Origin of the sequence: Martinezella tropici (assembly GCF_003287875.1) — a bacterium.
In the GTDB taxonomy this organism is placed as follows: Bacteria; Pseudomonadota; Alphaproteobacteria; order Rhizobiales; family Rhizobiaceae; genus Rhizobium; species Rhizobium tropici_C.
The window spans coordinates 1-16,459 of sequence record NZ_QMKK01000054.1 but is presented as its reverse complement, the minus strand read 5'-3'; the positions used below and the strand labels follow the sequence as shown (position 1 = coordinate 16,459).

Genomic DNA, 16,459 nt, shown 5'->3' with positions numbered 1-16,459 from the left:
CCGACCCGCTTGATCTGGCGCCGACTGACCGCTAGGTTGCCGTCGCAATCAAACTGTACAGACACGGGGGAATGGCATGCCGACTGGTAAAGTTAAGTTTTTCAACACCGACAAGGGCTTCGGCTTCATCGCGCCGGAATCGGGAGGAGCTGACGTATTCGTGCATGTCTCCGCCCTGCAATATGGCGATGTGCTCAAAGAGGGCCAATCCGTTTCCTATGATCTCGGCCAGGATCGTAAGACCGGCAAGTCGAAGGCGGAAAACGTCAGACCGCTCTGACAAAGTGATACACAGCACTATTCAACACATCAGGATAGTGCTGTGACGTTCCAAGCCGCTTATTGTGCGCGCTTGCCGGATGCCGCCTTTATGCGGCTTCCTCACCGATTTCCATGTAGCGCGCCAATGCCAAAGCCGCATTCAGCATGTGCTCGCGCATGATCAAGGCCGCTTCCGCCGCATCGCCGCGCATCATCGCGCGCAGGATCGCCTCGTGCTCATGAAATGAAGCTGACAATCGCTGCGGTTGACGCAGCTGCGTTCTGCGGAATGGCAGGAGCCTTGCACGAAGCCGCATCAGTTCATCGAACAGAAACTCGTTATGCGCACTGCGATACAAAGCTTCGTGGAAGGACAAATTGAGCTTGTCATATTGCTCGAAGTCGTCCGCCTTCGCTGCGAGTTCGGAGCGCTCGTGAATGTCCGCCAGAACCGCGCGTTCCATACCCGTTATCCGATGCGTTGCCAGACGGACGCACATGCATTCCATCTCGGCGGTTACTTCGAACATCTCCATCAGCCGCGGCAAGGTCAATGGCAGAACCGTTGCGCCGCGTCGCGGGCGAATCTCAACCAGGCCGATCGCCTCCAGCTGGCGCAGAGCCTCCCTCACCGGCGTGCGGGAAGCGCCAAAGCGGCTGCTCAGCGTTGCTTCGTCCAAACTCGTGCCAGGCCTTATGGCACCGGAGGAAATCTCATCCATCAGCACGAGTTTAATGCGCTGACCGATCGATCCAGCGTCGTCAAATTCCGTCATTTCAAACCTTGCTTCCGATTTGGCGGGAAACCATTCAGTTTTACACCATCCAATTCGACAGATAGCAATCACCATGCAATATCAAGCCGCGTGCTGCATGTTCATCGCACCCTCAGCCCCCTGCAATCGCCCTGACGGCGAGATAAAGGATCGAAGGTGCAACAAGGCAGCCCAGCCCCGTATGAAACGTCGCCGTCAATGCGCCATAGGGAACGAGCCGACGATCGGTCGCCGCCAGGCCGCCCGACACGCCGCTGACGGTTCCCATCAGGCCGCCGAACACCATGGCGCTGCGGGGATTGTCGAGACCGATCGCCTTGGCGACAATCGGTGTTCCGACCATGACAAGGACAGCCTTGAAAACACCGGTGGCGATGGACAGCGCGATCACGGCCGAGCTTGCGCCCAAAGCGGCTCCCGTCACTGGTCCCACGATGTAGGTAACGGCACCGGCGCCGATCGTCGTTATGGATACAGCATCCGTATAGCCGAAGGCGACGGCGAGTAACGAGCCGACAATGAACGGAAGAACCGTGCCGAGGCCAAGGGCAAGCGCACCGACAGCGCCGGCCTTGCGTGCCTGGCTGACATCAACCTCGAAGGCCGTGGCGACGATGGCGAAATCGCGCAGCATGGCTCCGCCCATCAGGCCGATGCCGCTGAGGATGGGAATATCCACCACTCCTTTCTCGCCTCCGGTCCACAGACCAGCCGCAAAGGCGGCGGCAAGCCCCAGGACGATTGCGATGGCCGAGCCGTGGACGCGGCCGAACAGGACATGTTTCGAGATGGCATTCGACAGCCACATCACCAATCCAACGATCGCAAACGCGGTGAGCAGGCTGTTGGCGGTCAGGCTGTGTTTCAGGATCTCCATGGAAGCCTCCCTCAGGCCGCGTTGCCGGAGGTGGCAAGCTCGCCCCTGGCCTTCGCTTCGATTTCATCCATCGTTTCGCCTCTCTCGCCGATACGGCTCATCAGCGCGACGGTCGCGAAGCAAACGAAAACCGTCACGATCCCGGCAATCAACACCAGCGGACCGCTGCGTGCAGCCACCAGCACGTTCTGCTGAGCCGCCATGGCAACGACGATCGGAATATAGAGAGCGCCCCAGAACTCGACGCCGAGTTTGAGCGGAAGCGTCAGCAAGCCCCGTCTGCTCAGCCACAGCCGCGTGGCAATGAGCAGGATCATGGCAATGCCGACACCGCCGACATTCGCCTTCACGCCAAGCGCCACCCCCAGGAGATCCCCGAGGACGCTCCCCAAGAGGGTGCAAAGGGCAAGCATAGCGACACCGGAGATCATCATGAGCGATCCTCCCCGCACGCGCTTCGATAGAAATACAAGGCCACCATTTTTCCTCCTCCAATGCATACAGATAAACCGCATGACGATTTTAAAATACACGTTGTTGCGGTTTTTCGCAATTGTGTGTACATTATATTTCTAGAAACACGCTCTTGCGCATACAAAGGGCAATCAAATGCTTGATTGGAATACAAAGGGCCGCGACAGGCTGGCACGTCTGGAAGCCGGCCAGCGCCTCGCTGCCGGCAAGCTTGTCGACCCGCAGCGCCTCGTCGCTTTCCTGGAAGCGATCCTGAAGCCCGGGGATCGTGTTTGCCTTGAGGGCGACAACCAGAAGCAGGCCGACCTGCTGGCCAAGGCGCTGTCTGAAGTCGATGTTGCCAAAATACACGACCTGCATATGGTGCAGTCGGGTGTGGTCCTGCCGGAGCATCTCGATATTTTCGAAAGCGGCATCGCCCGGCGGCTCGATTTTTCCTATTCCGGCCCGCAATCGGCCCGCATCGCTCGCATGATGTTCGGGGGCCAGATCGAAGTGGGTGCCGTTCACACCTATCTGGAGCTCTTCGCCCGCTATTTTATCGATCTGACGCCACAGGTGGCGCTTATCGCCGCGGTCAGCGCGGACAGAGAGGGAAACCTCTACACCGGGCCGAATACGGAAGACACGCCAACGGTCGTGGAGGCGACGAGCTTCGGTAAGGGGCTGGTCGTCGCGCAGGTGGGCGAGATCGTCGATCGCGTGCCGCGCGTCGACATTCCTGCCGACCAGGTTCATTTCGTCGTGGATGCCAAGCGACCCTTTTATGTGGAGCCGCTGTTCACGCGCGATCCGGCGGCGATTACCGAAACGCAAATCCTGACGGCAATGCTGGCGATCAAGGGGCTCTATATGCCCTATGGCGTGCGCCGCCTGAACCATGGCATCGGCTTCAATACCGCGGCCATAGAGCTGCTGCTGCCGACTTACGGTGAACGGCTGGGATTGAAGGGCAAGGTCTGCACGCATTGGGCGCTGAACCCTCATCCCACCCTGATCCCCGCCATCGAGGCCGGATGGGTGGAGCAGATCCATTCCTTCGGCTCCGAAGTGGGCATGGAAGACTATATGCGGGCTCGCCCCGACATTTTTTTCACCGGACCTGACGGCTCGTTGCGTTCCAACCGCGCCTTCTGCCAGACCGCCGGACTGTATGCCTGCGACATGTTCATCGGCTCGACCTTGCAGATCGACCTTGCCGGCAACAGTTCGACCGTGACCGGCAACAGGGTCGCCGGTTTCGGCGGCGCCCCCAATATGGGATCGGACGCGCGGGGTCGGCGCCATCCGAGCGACGCCTGGCTGCGCGCCGGCCGGGAAGCCGACCCCTCTGCCGCCACCCCCGCCCTGCGCCGAGGACGCAAGCTGGTCGTCCAGATCGGCGAAACCTTCGGCGATGGCATGGTGCCGATGTTCGTCGAGCGTCTGGGCGCCCTGGATCTGGCCGACAAGCTACGGCTCGATCTGGCTCCCGTGATGGTTTACGGTGACGACGTGACCCATATCGTGACGGAAGAGGGGATCGCCAATCTGCTGTTGTGCCGGGACAGGGACGAGCGGGAACAGGCGATCCGCGGCGTGGCCGGTTACACCGAAGTCGGTCGCGCCCGAGACCGCAAGATGGTGGAGCACCTACGTCAGCGCAAGGTCATCCAGCGTCCCGAAGACCTTGGAATTGATCCCCTGGATGCCGATCGCAGTCTGCTGGCTGCGCATTCCATCAAGGATCTGATGCTCGCCTCTGGCGGCCTCTACAGGCCGCCTTCCCGGTTTCGCAATTGGTAGGCCACCGCCATGGAAAATCTGCTTTACAAATTGAAATCGGCACAGACCGGCGGGACCCGCGCCCTCGCCCTGGTGGGCGTCGTCGCGTCGGGCAACCTCGAAATATTGCTTGAACGGCGGGAGGCGCCGGACCGTTGCGTTATCGAGATCGCAACGCCGGCCCATGGTTTCGCCGAGCTGTGGGCAGCGGTTACCGAAGATTTCGCGGCACGCTCTGCCGCCGGCGGTCTGCGCATCACGATTAATGACGGCGGCGCCCGGCCGGATATGGTGGCGCTGCGCCTGGCCCAGGGTGTGCGGCTGATGGAGAAGCCAGAATGACCGATCCTCGCACGCCGCGCCGAAGCTGGTATGAAGAGTCCACCCGCGGTCGGCTGCTGCATCTGCTCGACGCCGACAGCTTCACCGAATTCCTGGGCCCGGAACGGCGGGAGACGAGCCCTCACCTTGCACTTTTCGATTTACCCCGGCAGTTCGACGATGGCATCATCGTCGGAGCCGGCCGCATTGACGGCCGTCCCGTGCTGGTGGCCGCCCAGGAAGGGCGCTTCATGGGCGGTGCCATCGGCGAGGTGCACGGCGCCAAGCTGACGGGCCTGCTGCATGCCGCGGCTAAGATGCGGCGGGATATCGTCATTCTCTTCGACACAGGCGGCGTGCGCCTCCAGGAAGCCAATGCCGGTGAGCTGGCGATTTCCGAGATCATGCGCGCCGTGCTGGAGGCGCGATCCGAGGGTGCGCGCGTCATCGGTCTTCTTGGCGGCCGGGCGGGCTGCTACGGTGGCGGCAGCCTGATTGCCGGCTGCTGTTCGGCACTCGTCATTTCCGAGCAGGGTCGCCTATCCGTCTCCGGTCCGGAGGTCATCGAAACGAACAAAGGCGTGGAAGAATTCGACTCCCGCGATCGGGCGCTCGTCTGGCGAACCATGGGCGGCAAGCATCGCTACCTGATTGGCGGAGCCGATATCTTCGTCGAGGACGATATCGCCGCCTTCCGCACCGGCGCGATTGCCGCGCTGCAACGGCCGGCCACTTTAGACCCGACGGTGCTGCAAGCAGAACAGACGCGGCTCGAACATAGATTGCGCCATTTTGGCGATGCCCGTGATGCCACCGAGATATGGGCGCGGCTGCATATTGAGGACCCCGGGCAAATACCGGAGCGGGACATCGGGACTTTCCTCACCACCGCCAATATCCATCGGGAGAGCGCCGATGCAGCTCGCTGATATCCTGTCCTCACTCTTTCCGGCCGGCCATGAAGTGGCGCAGGCGGGCGGGCTCGTTACCGGCTGGGGCCGGTTGGACCAGCAGAACCGGATCGATCTGATCGGCATTGCCGACAAGACCTATCCCGGCGTCGACGAGGCGATAGCGCTGGCCGGGCATATCCTTTCCGTCGCGCGACGGCCGGACAGCTCGCCCCTGTTGTTCCTGGTCGATTCCGGCAGCCAGCGGATGAGCCGGCGTGACGAACTGCTGGGGCTTAGCGAGGCACTGGCGCATTTGGCAAAGGCGCTGTGGCAGGCGGAGCATGCGGGACACCGCACGGTCGGCCTCCTCTACGGGGGCAGCGCTGCCGGCGCCTTCATTGCCACCGCGCTGGCCTGCGGATCGCTGGCAGCCTTGCCCACCGCCTGGCCCGAAGTCATGGACCTGCCATCCATGGCTCGAGTAACCAAGCTGCCGCTTGCCATCCTGAAGGAAAAGGCCGAGACAACGCCCGTCTTCGCGCCCGGCCTCGATAATCTTCTTGCCACCGGCGCCGTAGCGGAAGTCTGGGATCCGGCGGCCTCGTTGAACGCCCAGCTTGCCGCACTTCTTGCCCGGCCTGTTTCGCGTGATCTGCGCGCGCAATTGGGCGCCGATCGCGGCGGCCGGCCGAAGGCTGCGATGATCGCGGCCGAGGTAGAGCGGCTGGCTTTGCTCCATGACTGATGTCGCCGCCCTCCGCCGCCACGATCTTGTCTATGTGCGCTCCGAAGCGTGGCCGGGCTTGCTGCGTGGGCAAGTCCAGGGCGAAATGGAGCCCGATGTGCTGGCATGGGCGGCGTTGGGACGACCGGCAATCTTCCGTCGTCGGACATGCAGCGACGCGGCGGATATCATATCCTTGGGGCTTCCCCTTCCTCCAAATATGGGACGCAAACGGCTTGCTCTCGCCTGCCCGCCCGCTGCCGTGATACGGACGACACCTCCTCCTCTATTAAGGGATGCGCTGGCCGCGGCGCCGGCGCGATGGTGTCAGGCCATTGGCACCCTTCTGGAGTCAGCCCCCTCTTGTCGCTGTTTCGGAAGTCTGGCTTGGCAATACCTGACCGGCCTTTCCTATCTGGCCGATACTTCCGATCTCGATCTTCTGGTCGAGTGTGGCTCGGACGCAGATGCAAGGCGAGTGACGGCTTTACTGACCGATGTTGCCGAACGCGCGCCGATGCGTATCGACGCCGAATTGATCACGCCGTGCGGTACAGCCGTGCAATGGCGGGAATGGCTGTCGGGAAATCCGGAGCTCCTGGTTAAATCCCATACCGGATCGGCCCTTATTGCGCGGGAGGCGCTGTTCGCATGACGTTTCCGTTGCTGGCCAAACCACACCCCGTCGCCGTCAAGCATTGCGATCCCGCGCTGATCGGGCGGCATGCCGCCCGAGCGCTCATCCTGGAGGTGGAAACCTGGCCCAAGCCAGGATTGGTCAGCCACATCGACAACGGCGCTCACGCCGACATGGACGCAGATCTTCTGCGCCTGAGCGCTCGGACACTGGAGCCGTTCTTCATCGCGCTTGCCAAGACGGGCGCGATGAACGCCGGCATGGATCGCCTGCGGCAAATCGGCATGGAAGCGGAAAAGGCAATGCGGGATGCGACCGGCGGAGTGAATACCCATCGCGGCGCCATCTTCGGCCTTGGCCTTCTTGCGGCGGCGGCCGGCCTGGCGGCGACCTGCGATTGGCGGGCGCCGCTCGGCACCCTTGTCGCACAGCGTTGGGGACGCGACATCCTCGACAAGGCGCCGGAGCATGACAGTCACGGCAGCGTGGTGGCGCGGCGCTACCAGGTCGGAGGCGCGCGGGCCGAGGCTGCCGCCGGCATGCCATCCGTCTACGATATCGCCCGTCCGGCGCTTGCCGAAGGACGGCGCCTGGCCATGGGCAATGAGGAAGCCGCAAGGGTCCATGCCTGCATGGCGCTCATCGCCGTGGTCGACGACAGCAATCTGCTTTATCGTGCCGGCCCGGAAGGGTTGAATTTCGCGCGTGAGAAGGCCCGCGCCTTTCTGGCGGATGGTGGGGTCGGACGGGCGAACTGGCGGTGGGATGCCAAAGCCATTCACGAGGCATTCGTCGCGCGCAACCTCAGCCCCGGCGGCTGTGCCGATCTGCTTGCGATGGCGCTGTTTACAGAGGTGATGGAATTGTGACCCTCGCGCTGCTCTGCTCGGGCCAAGGTCATCAGAATCGGGAGATGTTCGGGCTCTTCGCGACGGAACCCGCGGCACAACCCGTTTTCGAGGCCGCGACCGCCGTGCTTGGCACCAACCCGACGGACTTCTGCCGGACTGCACCCGAAGCCGCCTTGCATGCAAACCGCGAGGGCCAGATCCTGTGCGTGGCGCGTGCGCTTGCGATTGCCCGCGCCCTTTTCCCGGTGGGCGCACCAAGCGAAACGATGGTGGCCGGTTACAGCGTCGGTGAAATGGCGGCATGGGGGGTGGCCGGCGTCTGGTCGCTCATGGATAGTTTGAAACTGGTCGATCAGCGGGCACGGGCAATGGATGCCGCAGGCGGACCGGATGATGGGCTCGGCTATGTGCGCGGCTTGCCGCAGGCGGCCGTGGAACAGCTCGCCAGCCGGTTCGGCTGCGCAATTGCCATTGTGAACCCGGATCTTCTGTTCATCGTCGGCGGCGATCGACCTTCAATCGATGCGCTCTGCGCGGCTGCGCTGGAGGAAGGTGCAGCGCGTGCCGCCCCGATGACGGTGCGCGTCGCCTCCCATACGCCGCGGCTCGCCGGTGCGGTCGCACCGTTTGACAGTGCGCTCGCCTCGGTGGCCATGAGCCGCCCGACCCTGCGTCTCATGACCGCCAGTGGTGCCACTCTCGTTGCCGACCCGCTTCGCGCTCGGATGGGTCTGGCACGGCAAGTGGCCGAGAGGATCGATTGGGCTGATGTGCTTGAAGCCTTGGGTGAACGTGGCGTGACCGCGATCCTCGAACTTGGGCCTGGCCGTGCTCTGGCGGAAATGGCTGCCACCGCCCTGCCAGCAGTCAAGGTGCGCGCAGTCGATGATTTCCACAGCCTCTCAGGCGTCAAGGCCTGGCTGGCGGCCCTCTGAAATCAAAGCCTTATCGCAGCCGGCGGTATGACTTTCATCGATCTCGGATGACTGTGCACGGCGCTCGGCTGCCAATCTCAGGCTTCAAGGGGATCTTTCGCGTCTTCAACGAGTGAGCGCGTTCGCCAGCCAATTCGCCGCATGCTCCGCCGCAGGTTTGCGGCGTGCTCTGGCTGGGAGCAGAACATGATACCGGTCCTCGGTGGGCATCTCGGCTACGTCCAGGGCGACGAGCGTGCCGTCATCCAGAAAGGTCTGGACAAGAAGGCGCCAACCCAGTGCGATCCCCTGTCCGGCGCGCGCGGCCGCGATCGCCTCGGTATAATGGTTGAAGCGAAGATGCGGCTTGATCCGCAAAGCACGACCCGTCTCCTGCGCCCATTGCGGCCATGACAGCCATGATCTGTCATGCACGTCCGTCTCGATGAATTCGTCGATTTCGCTGAGCTCACCGGGCGGACGCCGCCGGAGGTAGTCGGGCGAACATACGGGGACGACAAAGTCCTCCTGAGAGGCAACCACCTTCGCGTCGGCGAATGGCGGTCTTCCATAACGAATGGCTATATCGATGCCGCCTGCATCGAGATCGATCCTGGCATCCTGCGAAACGACCCTGATCTGGACGCCCGAATTCTCGCGCCGGAACTCCGCCAGCCGGGGAAGAAGCCAGAACGAGGAGAAGGCGACCGTCGCGCCGATGGTCACGACGTCCTGCTGGGAGGATCTGACCGCGTCGACGGTGTCCGCGATGTTCGCAAAGCTCTGAGCGAGCGTCGTTCCGAGGGTGAGGCATTCCGCGGTCGGTTCGATGGCGCGGTGTTTGCGCACGAACATCGGCAATCCCAGTTCCTCTTCCAATGCCGCGATCTGGCGGCTGACTGCTGCCTGAGTGACGCCCAACTCAATCGCGGCCGCGGTGAAGCTTCGGTGCCGCAGAACGGCTTCAAGCGTCATCAATGCCGTCAGAGATGGGATACGACGCCGAAAGTTCATTCAAGCATCCCCAGCATTACATAAGGTTATGGATTGCTGAAAATTATTGCCGTTGAAGCCTATGGGATGCAAGAGCAAACTGCCGGCCATCGAACCATGAGGAGTTATCATGCTAAACAGGCTTCCATCCGATATCTCCGCCCTTCTTGAAGCTCGCGCCGATGGTCATTCCCTGCCGGCCGGCCTTTATACGCGCGAGGACGTCTTCGAGGCCGACATCGATGTCTTCTTCCATAAGCACTGGATCTGCATCGGCCTTGACTGCGACGTTCCGGAGCCGGGCGATGCGACCGTCGTCGATATCGGCAAGACCAGCCTGATCCTCCTTCGCGACGATGACGGCGAGCTCCGCGTGCTTCACAACGTCTGTCGCCATCGCGGGTCGCGCCTGCTCGATGCCGGAAAGACCATCGTCTCGAAACTTGTCTGTCCCTACCATACCTGGACCTACGAGCTGACCGGCGAACTCGCCTACGCGCCCCATATGGGCCAGGACTTCGACAAGCAGTGTCACAGCCTGAAACCGGTCAATTTCAAATCGATCGCCGGCCTCGTCTACGTCTGCCTTTCCGACAATCCTCCGGAGGACATTGCGAACCTCGAGCAGACCATGATCGAGCGCCTCGCGCCATATGACATCCGCAACGCCAAGGTCGCGCATCAGACCGATGTCATCGAGGACGGCAACTGGAAGCTCACGATGGAGAACAATCGCGAGTGCTATCACTGTTCCGCCAACCATCCGGAACTCTGCGTCTCTTTCGTCGATCTCGACTTCGGCTTCGACCCGGAGACGTTGAGCCCGGAGGATCGCGAACAGGCGGAGGAGCACTTCCGCCTCTACGACGAGCGGACGAGGGCCTGGGAAGCCGATGGCTTTCCGTCGGCCGCCGTCGAGCAGCTCGTCGACTGCGCGACAAACTTCCGGACCCAGCGCCTGATCATCGCCGGTGCCGGCGAATCTCAGACGCATGATGCCACGGCGGCATCGTCGAAGCTCCTCGGTCAAATGACCCGTAAGGACCTCGGCGATACGCATCTTTGGGGTCACAATAGCTGGAACCACTTCATGGGCGACCATGCCGTCGTCGCGATCGTCATTCCACTCTCCGCCGGCAAGACACTGGTCAGAACCAAGTGGCTCGTGCACAAGGACGCCGTCGAAGGCAGGGACTATGATTTCGACAAGCTGACCGATGTCTGGATCGCAACGACCGACCAGGACGCGGATCTCGTCGCCCGCTCGCACGCCGGCGCACTCGACCCGGCCTATCAACCAGGCCCCTATTCCCGGTTCTCGGAAACCAATCTCGACAAATTCGCGACCTGGTACATCGATCGGATGCGCGCTCATGGGTATTGAGTTCCAACAAATTTCGCGCAGCGAGGCCGCCATCTGGAATCCCGAGCGGGACGAGACGCTCGTCTGCCTCGACGTTCATCAGGAGACGCATGATGTGAAAAGCTTCACGTTCGCATCTCCGGAAGGCAAGCGCTTCAACTTCGAGGCCGGACAGTACTTCCTGTTCGATTTCCCGACAGGTTCGGAAGGCGAGGCTCGCTGTTACAGCATCTCGTCGTCACCCTATCGCGGTAATGCGTTCACCGTGACGGTCAAACGTGTGCCCGGCGGCAAGGTCTCGAACTGGCTCCACGATCACATGGCTCCGGGCATGACGGTCAAAGGCCAAGGGCCACTCGGTCACTTCATTCGTCCAAAAGGCGAGAAAACGAAGCTCCTGCTGCTATCCGGCGGCTCGGGCATCACCCCTGTCATGTCGATCACCCGCGATCTGGCGGATCGATACGAACCTTCGGACATCGTTTTCCTTCACGCAGCGCGCACGCCTTGCGACCTCATCTTCCGCCAGGATCTGTCCGGCCTCGCGACACGGATGAAAGGTCTGCGGCTCCACTTCCTGCCGGAAACGGTGACCGGCGAGCCAGCCTGGTCCGGACTGACCGGTCGGATATCGCCCGAATACCTGAAGCTTGCGGTTCCTGACATCGCCGAGCGGGTCGTCATGTGTTGCGGTCCGGCGCCATTCATGGCGGCGGCCCGCTCGATCACGGCAGCGCTTGGCGTTCCGGCGTCGAACTACATCGAGGAGAGCTTCGATGCCGCTGTCATCGACGAACCCGGCCTCGACGTCGAGGCACAGCCTGCGGGCAAGATCTATCAGGTAGAATTCTCGAAGCAGAAGCGGATGCTCGAAGTCTCCGCCGATCAGACCGTGCTGGCAGCCGCGAAGAAAGGCAGCATCAGGCTCCCATCATCCTGCTCCAATGGCATGTGCGGAACCTGTAAATCCAAGCTCGTCTCGGGCTCGGTTGAGATGAACCACAATGGCGGCATCAGGCAGCGGGAAATCGACGCCGGGATGTTCCTGCCCTGCTGTTCGAAACCTCTGAGCAATCTGGTCATCGATCGCTGACCAGGAGATGTGTCGGCGATGCCGCGATCGGTGCAGAGGCTTTCAAGGCGCGAAGCGGCAGGAGCCCCAATACCGTATTAATCGCCTGGCCGCCCGGGAAGATCCCCTATGGTGTCGATCCAAGGCAGCCGAGAGGAGCACCAGCCCTGCGATCTGGGCCGGAGCTTGTATCGCTGGTTTATCGTCCCCAGGCGAATGCCGACCTCGTCAGCATCTTCAAGCTCTCCAGTTGTGTAGATCGGTGACCCACAATTCGGGCAGAAGTACTGCAGCCGGCGACGGCCATTATCGCCGAATTTCACGTAGAGTTTCGGCTCTCCACCCGTGATCTCAAATGCCTCGCGTCGCGCAGACACGGTAACCCTATAGGCCGTTCCCGTCAGCCGCTGGCAGTCTGTGCAGTGGCAGATTGACACCTGCTCGGGGTCGATTTCCGCCTTGTACGAAACAAACCCGCAATGACATCTTCCATCTATGTGCATCGGCTCCCCGCTGTCTCGCTGCATACACCCCTTAAACTAGAGCGGCGTCAGGACGGTTTCCATCGAATGGCGTCGCCTTCGCATTTTCATGGGCAGGACACCGCTTTTCTCCGCCGCAAGGTCGCGATGTAGGGACTCGTCCTTATATGAAGATCGGCCGACCGATTTGGCCGGCCGAGACGTTAAAGGTCCTTCGCGATCCTGAGGCCGTCGTAGATCGCGGCGTGGGTATTGCGCGCGGCGACCGCATCGCCGATCCGGAAGAGTTGGAACTGGCCGTCCTTGTTGCGGACGACGGACTGCGGCTCTCCCGCAAGAAGCTGATCGTACGAGATCTCACCCAGGTTCCGGGAGTGCGGCTTGAGTTCGAAGTACAGTTCATCGAGCGGGATCGTGCCATGATTGACCACGATCTGGTCAACGACCCTTTCCTTGGCGACGCCACCATAGTCGCTCCCGACCGTCGCGATGATCTGGTTGCCGCTCTTTTCCGCCGATTCCAGCCGGAACGTCACCGTGAACGTGACGTCCAGCGTCTGCAGCGAGCGCATGTAGGGAACAAGGTTCATCGCCATCACCTCCGGAGCAAAGGATCGGTCCGGCGTCATGATCTCTACCTTTGCACCTGCTTTCGCGAGGAATTCGGCTGCCTGCAGACCGGCATGGTCGCCGGCGTCGTCGAAGACGAGAACGTGACTGCCCGGCTTCACGTCGCCCGAGATGATGTCCCAGGACGATACCACGAGTTCGTTGCCCTTCGTGAGAACGTCGGTATGCGGCAGACCACCGGTCGCGATGATGACGACATCAGGTTTTTCGGCGGTGATGGTCTCGGCTTCCGCCCAGGTGTTGAAGTGGAAGGTGACGCCAAGCTTCTCGCATTGGCTCATCCGCCAGTCGATGATGCTGATCATCTCGCGGCGCCGCTCGCTCTGCGCCGTCAGACGGATCTGACCGCCGGCGTTATTCGCGGCCTCGAAGACGACGACATCGTGACCGCGCTCGGCGGACACGCGCGCCGCCTCGAGCCCCGCCGGTCCCGCCCCTACGATAACGACCTTCTTGCGGAGTTCGGCCTTCTCCACGATGTGCGGCATCGTCTGCTCGCGCCCGGTCGCCGCGTTGTGAATACAGAAGGCAAGGCCGCCCTGGTAGATGCGGTCAAGACAGTAGTTGGCGCCGACGCAGGGACGAATATCCTCTTCGCGCTTCTCGATGATCTTGCGAACGATATGCGGGTCCGTCATGTGGGCGCGCGTCATGCCCACCATGTCGACCTTGCCTGCCGCGATGGCATGGCGGGCGGTCGCCACGTCCGGGATCTTGGCCGCGTGGAATGTCGGAAAGTTCGTCGCGGCGCGGATATCGCCGGCGAAATCGAGATGCGGAGAGTTTGCCATGCCCTGGATGGGAATGACATCGGTGAGACCCGGATCGGTGTCGATATGGCCGCGAATGACGTTGAGATAGTCAATCAGGCCGCTGTCGCGCAGCCGCTTCGAAATCTCGATGCCTTCCTCTTTCCCGGTACCGCCGGGAAGGCGTTCGTCCGCAGTGTATCGGACGCCGAGAATAAAATCGTCCCCTACCCGCTTTCGCATCGCCTTGAAGACGTCAAGACAGAAGCGCATGCGGTTCTCGAGCGAGCCGCCATACGGCCCATCGAGTTCGTTGGTCAGCGGCGAAACGAACTGGTCTATGAGATGTCCGTAGGCCTCCAATTCGATGCCGTCCATGCCACCGGCCTTCATGCGTTCGGCAGCGTCGGCGAAATCCTTGATGATGCGCTCGATATCCCAGTCTTCGATCTTCTTCGGAAAGGCCCTGTGCGAGGCTTCGCGATGGTGGGACGGCGATACGATGGGCAGCCAATCGCCCTTGTCCCAGCGCGTGCGGCGGCCGAGATGTGTAAGCTGGATCATGATCGCCGAGCCGTGTTCGTGAACCGCGTCGGTCATCTCGCGTATCCACGGAACAATCTCGTCCTTATAGGCGAGCAGGTTGTTGAAAACCGGAGGACTGTCTCGCGAGACGGCGGCCGAGCCGGCCGTCATCGTCAGCGCGACACCTCCCTTGGCCCGTTCAACCGTGTAGGCGCGATACCGCTCCTTCGGCATGCCGTCTTCGGGGTAGGCCGGTTCGTGAGAGGTCACGATGATGCGGTTGCGCAGCGTCAGATGCTTTAATTTATAAGGCTGAAGAAGAGGATCGTTCGACATGCGTCGTGCTCCGGGCTGGAAACATCGCATGACGCTAAATGAAAATGTACACCTATGTCAACGAAGAAAACATAAGCGTCTTTTTCTGAGACACTAATGTACATTTTCATTGTCGAGACCACAGTAATTTGATAGGAGAAGAGCCATGGACCAGAGTGTAAGCGACAGCGGATGGCGGGGGTCTCAGGAGGGTTGGTTGGAGGCGGCCTATTCGTCCCTGATCGATTCCGGAGTGGATTCCGTAAAGATCCAGCCGCTGGCGAAGAAGCTCAAGCTCTCGCGCACGAGCTTCTATTGGTTTTTCAAGGATCGCGAAGAGCTTCTGAGCGCCCTGGTCGGCAGATGGCGGGACAAGAATACCGGGAATTTGGTCAAGCAGTCAGAGGCTTATGCGGAGTCGGTTGCGGAGGCGATGCTCAATGTCTTCGACTGCTGGCTCGATAAGGACTTGTTCGATTCTCAGTTCGAGTTCGCCGTGCGCAGCTGGGCCTTGCAGTCCCCGGATATTCTCGAGGAGGTTCGCCGCGCCGACCACTTGCGCATGGAGGCGCTCTCGCGAATGTTCACCCGCTTCGGCTATGACGCCGTTTCCGCCGATGTCCGCGCGCGGACGACCTACCTTGTGCAGATCGGCTATATCTCGATGCAGTCCAAGGAAGACATTGCCGTGCGCATGAAGCGAATTCCGGAATATATCGCGATCTATACCGGACAGACTCCGCAGCAGCGGGAGCTTGACCGCTTCTTTTCGCGTCACAGCTACAAACCAAGCTAGAGCAGGTCCTGCGATCGATGAATCGATTGTGAAGTGACGCGGCGCGGCGAAGCTGATTCAACATCCACAGCAAAGAGGTGGATGATGGCACAAGCGCTGAGCGATGATCTTCGATTACGGGTTTTGAAAGCGTCTGCGGCGGGCATGTCAGCACGACAAGCCGCAGCCCGGTTCGGAGTTGGAATTTCGACGGCGATCCGGTGGATCGCACGAGCAAAAGAGGGCGAGCCGACCTCCCGGCCACAAGGTTGGAGACGACCGTCGGCGCTCGATGCACACGAGGCGTTCGTTGTCGAACTGATCGAGGACCGTAGGGACATCACGCTCAATGAAATGGTCGAGCGTTTGTCCGTTGATCAACAGGTGAGGATCAGCCGGAGTGCGCTTGGTGCCTGGCTGCGAGGCCGCGGATGGACGTTTAAAAAAACCGCACATGCACTGGAGCAAGACCGGTCGGATGTCCTGAAGCGTCGGCGCGTTTGGTTTGATGGTCAGCTCGATCTCGATCCTGAACGACTGATATTTATAGATGAAACCGGCCTCTCGACGAAGATGGCCCGTCTACGCGGGCGTGCACTTCGAGGCGAGCGTTGCCGAGCCGGTGTTCCGCACGGCCATTGGAAAACAACGACCTTTACCGGAGCATTGCGCCTCACGGGAATGACCGCACCGTTTGTCTACGATGGCGCCATGAACGGTAACGTCTTCCTGGCCTACGTCGAGCAGGTGCTGGTTCCGACCCTTCAGGTCGGTGATGTCGTCGTCATGGACAACTTGCCGGCACACAAGACATCCGGCGTGCGCGACGCCATTGAGCGTGCCGGTGCCAAACTCATGTTTCTCCCTCCCTATAGCCCTGACTTTAACCCCATCGAGAACGCATTCTCCAAACTGAAAGCCATGTTGCGAGGTCGGGCAGAGCGAAAGATCGACGCCCTGTGGGACGCAGTTGGCGCCCTGCTACCCCGCTTCACTCCTGCAGAATGCGCGAATTACTTCAAGGCTGCTGGATATGACCCGGATTGAACAGGATCTGCTCTAG

Annotated in this window: 18 protein-coding genes; 12 read left to right on the top strand and 6 right to left on the bottom strand. The window is 61.3% G+C overall.

The window, feature by feature from the left end:
* Window positions 1-76: 76 nt before the first annotated feature.
* Window positions 77-280: a cold-shock protein gene (locus tag DQ393_RS25425; protein ID WP_112344476.1), complete on the top strand. Its 204-nt coding sequence runs from the start codon at window positions 77-79 to the stop codon at window positions 278-280.
* An 88-nt stretch (window positions 281-368) separates the two neighbouring features.
* On the opposite strand, the gene DQ393_RS25420 is transcribed toward DQ393_RS25425, so the two are convergent.
* From DQ393_RS25420 to madL, 3 genes are all read right to left on the bottom strand, one after another.
* Window positions 369-1,037 (bottom strand): GntR family transcriptional regulator, encoded by a 669-nt coding sequence (locus DQ393_RS25420; protein WP_112344475.1) that lies wholly within the window; start codon window positions 1,035-1,037, stop codon window positions 369-371.
* Window positions 1,038-1,149: 112 nt separating this feature from the next.
* Complete coding sequence (gene madM, locus DQ393_RS25415) at window positions 1,150-1,914, bottom strand: malonate transporter subunit MadM (protein WP_112344474.1); 765 nt, start codon at window positions 1,912-1,914, stop codon at window positions 1,150-1,152.
* 11 nt (window positions 1,915-1,925) lie between these two features.
* Window positions 1,926-2,348: a malonate transporter subunit MadL gene (madL, locus tag DQ393_RS25410; RefSeq protein ID WP_112344473.1), complete on the bottom strand. Its 423-nt coding sequence runs from the start codon at window positions 2,346-2,348 to the stop codon at window positions 1,926-1,928.
* Between the two features lie 175 nt (window positions 2,349-2,523).
* Here madL and mdcA point away from each other — a divergent pair, with 175 nt between their 5' ends.
* Genes mdcA through DQ393_RS25375 form a run of 7 tightly spaced genes read left to right on the top strand, consistent with a single transcriptional unit; the run spans window position 2,524 to window position 8,513 of the window.
* Window positions 2,524-4,173, top strand: a complete 1,650-nt coding sequence (mdcA, locus tag DQ393_RS25405; protein WP_112344472.1) for a malonate decarboxylase subunit alpha — start codon at window positions 2,524-2,526, stop codon at window positions 4,171-4,173.
* A 9-nt stretch (window positions 4,174-4,182) separates the two neighbouring features.
* Complete coding sequence (mdcC, locus tag DQ393_RS25400) at window positions 4,183-4,494, top strand: malonate decarboxylase acyl carrier protein (protein ID WP_112344471.1); 312 nt, start codon at window positions 4,183-4,185, stop codon at window positions 4,492-4,494.
* Window positions 4,491-5,402: a biotin-independent malonate decarboxylase subunit beta gene (locus DQ393_RS25395; RefSeq protein WP_112344470.1), complete on the top strand. Its 912-nt coding sequence runs from the start codon at window positions 4,491-4,493 to the stop codon at window positions 5,400-5,402. The genes mdcC and DQ393_RS25395 overlap by 4 nt, the downstream gene beginning before the upstream one ends.
* A complete protein-coding gene (locus tag DQ393_RS25390; RefSeq protein WP_112344469.1) occupies window positions 5,389-6,111 on the top strand; it encodes a biotin-independent malonate decarboxylase subunit gamma in 723 nt (240 codons plus the stop codon). Before DQ393_RS25395 ends, DQ393_RS25390 begins: the two co-directional genes overlap by 14 nt.
* Window positions 6,104-6,745, top strand: coding sequence for a malonate decarboxylase holo-[acyl-carrier-protein] synthase (gene mdcG / locus DQ393_RS25385; protein WP_112344468.1), 642 nt, complete (start codon window positions 6,104-6,106; stop codon window positions 6,743-6,745). The genes DQ393_RS25390 and mdcG overlap by 8 nt, the downstream gene beginning before the upstream one ends.
* Window positions 6,742-7,596: a triphosphoribosyl-dephospho-CoA synthase MdcB gene (gene mdcB, locus DQ393_RS25380; RefSeq protein WP_112344467.1), complete on the top strand. Its 855-nt coding sequence runs from the start codon at window positions 6,742-6,744 to the stop codon at window positions 7,594-7,596. Before mdcG ends, mdcB begins: the two co-directional genes overlap by 4 nt.
* Window positions 7,593-8,513 carry an acyltransferase domain-containing protein gene (locus DQ393_RS25375; RefSeq protein ID WP_112344466.1) on the top strand — a complete coding sequence of 307 codons (921 nt, stop codon included), beginning with the start codon at window positions 7,593-7,595 and terminating at the stop codon, window positions 8,511-8,513. Before mdcB ends, DQ393_RS25375 begins: the two co-directional genes overlap by 4 nt.
* A gap of 105 nt (window positions 8,514-8,618) precedes the next feature.
* Here the strand turns inward: DQ393_RS25375 and DQ393_RS25370 are convergent, their stop codons facing one another.
* A complete protein-coding gene (locus DQ393_RS25370; RefSeq protein WP_112344465.1) occupies window positions 8,619-9,506 on the bottom strand; it encodes a LysR substrate-binding domain-containing protein in 888 nt (295 codons plus the stop codon).
* Between the two features lie 109 nt (window positions 9,507-9,615).
* On the opposite strand from DQ393_RS25370, the gene DQ393_RS25365 reads away from it, so the two are divergent.
* Entirely contained in the window at window positions 9,616-10,869 is a 1,254-nt protein-coding gene (locus DQ393_RS25365; RefSeq protein WP_112344464.1) for an aromatic ring-hydroxylating oxygenase subunit alpha, read from the top strand.
* Window positions 10,859-11,941, top strand: a complete 1,083-nt coding sequence (locus DQ393_RS25360) for an FAD-binding oxidoreductase (RefSeq protein WP_112344463.1) — start codon at window positions 10,859-10,861, stop codon at window positions 11,939-11,941. The genes DQ393_RS25365 and DQ393_RS25360 overlap by 11 nt, the downstream gene beginning before the upstream one ends.
* A gap of 77 nt (window positions 11,942-12,018) precedes the next feature.
* On the opposite strand, the gene DQ393_RS25355 is transcribed toward DQ393_RS25360, so the two are convergent.
* Complete coding sequence (locus DQ393_RS25355) at window positions 12,019-12,423, bottom strand: GFA family protein (protein ID WP_112345169.1); 405 nt, start codon at window positions 12,421-12,423, stop codon at window positions 12,019-12,021.
* A 182-nt stretch (window positions 12,424-12,605) separates the two neighbouring features.
* Window positions 12,606-14,642 (bottom strand): NADH:flavin oxidoreductase, encoded by a 2,037-nt coding sequence (locus tag DQ393_RS25350; RefSeq protein WP_112344462.1) that lies wholly within the window; start codon window positions 14,640-14,642, stop codon window positions 12,606-12,608.
* A gap of 145 nt (window positions 14,643-14,787) precedes the next feature.
* Between DQ393_RS25350 and DQ393_RS25345 the strand changes: the two genes are divergently transcribed.
* Both DQ393_RS25345 and DQ393_RS25340 read left to right on the top strand, forming a co-directional pair.
* Complete coding sequence (locus DQ393_RS25345) at window positions 14,788-15,417, top strand: TetR/AcrR family transcriptional regulator (RefSeq protein WP_112344461.1); 630 nt, start codon at window positions 14,788-14,790, stop codon at window positions 15,415-15,417.
* A gap of 84 nt (window positions 15,418-15,501) precedes the next feature.
* The gene (locus tag DQ393_RS25340) at window positions 15,502-16,443 is read left to right on the top strand and encodes an IS630 family transposase (protein ID WP_112340577.1); all 942 of its coding nucleotides are present in this window, start codon (window positions 15,502-15,504) and stop codon (window positions 16,441-16,443) included.
* The last annotated feature ends 16 nt before the right edge of the window (window positions 16,444-16,459 follow it).

Bases quoted from the DNA above. Each gene is read 5' to 3' on its own strand.
- DQ393_RS25345 (WP_112344461.1), top strand. From the start codon at position 14,788: ATGGACCAGAGTGTAAGCGACAGCGGATGGCGGGGGTCTCAGGAGGGT.
- DQ393_RS25365 (WP_112344464.1), top strand. From the start codon at position 9,616: ATGCTAAACAGGCTTCCATCCGATATCTCCGCCCTTCTTGAAGCTCGC.
- mdcA (WP_112344472.1), top strand. From the start codon at position 2,524: ATGCTTGATTGGAATACAAAGGGCCGCGACAGGCTGGCACGTCTGGAA.
- DQ393_RS25395 (WP_112344470.1), top strand. From the start codon at position 4,491: ATGACCGATCCTCGCACGCCGCGCCGAAGCTGGTATGAAGAGTCCACC.
- madM (WP_112344474.1), bottom strand. From the start codon at position 1,914: ATGGAGATCCTGAAACACAGCCTGACCGCCAACAGCCTGCTCACCGCG.
- mdcG (WP_112344468.1), top strand. From the start codon at position 6,104: ATGACTGATGTCGCCGCCCTCCGCCGCCACGATCTTGTCTATGTGCGC.
- DQ393_RS25360 (WP_112344463.1), top strand. From the start codon at position 10,859: ATGGGTATTGAGTTCCAACAAATTTCGCGCAGCGAGGCCGCCATCTGG.
- madL (WP_112344473.1), bottom strand. From the start codon at position 2,348: ATGATGATCTCCGGTGTCGCTATGCTTGCCCTTTGCACCCTCTTGGGG.
- DQ393_RS25350 (WP_112344462.1), bottom strand. From the start codon at position 14,642: ATGTCGAACGATCCTCTTCTTCAGCCTTATAAATTAAAGCATCTGACG.
- DQ393_RS25355 (WP_112345169.1), bottom strand. From the start codon at position 12,423: ATGCACATAGATGGAAGATGTCATTGCGGGTTTGTTTCGTACAAGGCG.
- mdcB (WP_112344467.1), top strand. From the start codon at position 6,742: ATGACGTTTCCGTTGCTGGCCAAACCACACCCCGTCGCCGTCAAGCAT.
- DQ393_RS25370 (WP_112344465.1), bottom strand. From the start codon at position 9,506: ATGAACTTTCGGCGTCGTATCCCATCTCTGACGGCATTGATGACGCTT.
- DQ393_RS25340 (WP_112340577.1), top strand. From the start codon at position 15,502: ATGGCACAAGCGCTGAGCGATGATCTTCGATTACGGGTTTTGAAAGCG.
- DQ393_RS25425 (WP_112344476.1), top strand. From the start codon at position 77: ATGCCGACTGGTAAAGTTAAGTTTTTCAACACCGACAAGGGCTTCGGC.
- DQ393_RS25390 (WP_112344469.1), top strand. From the start codon at position 5,389: ATGCAGCTCGCTGATATCCTGTCCTCACTCTTTCCGGCCGGCCATGAA.
- mdcC (WP_112344471.1), top strand. From the start codon at position 4,183: ATGGAAAATCTGCTTTACAAATTGAAATCGGCACAGACCGGCGGGACC.
- DQ393_RS25420 (WP_112344475.1), bottom strand. From the start codon at position 1,037: ATGACGGAATTTGACGACGCTGGATCGATCGGTCAGCGCATTAAACTC.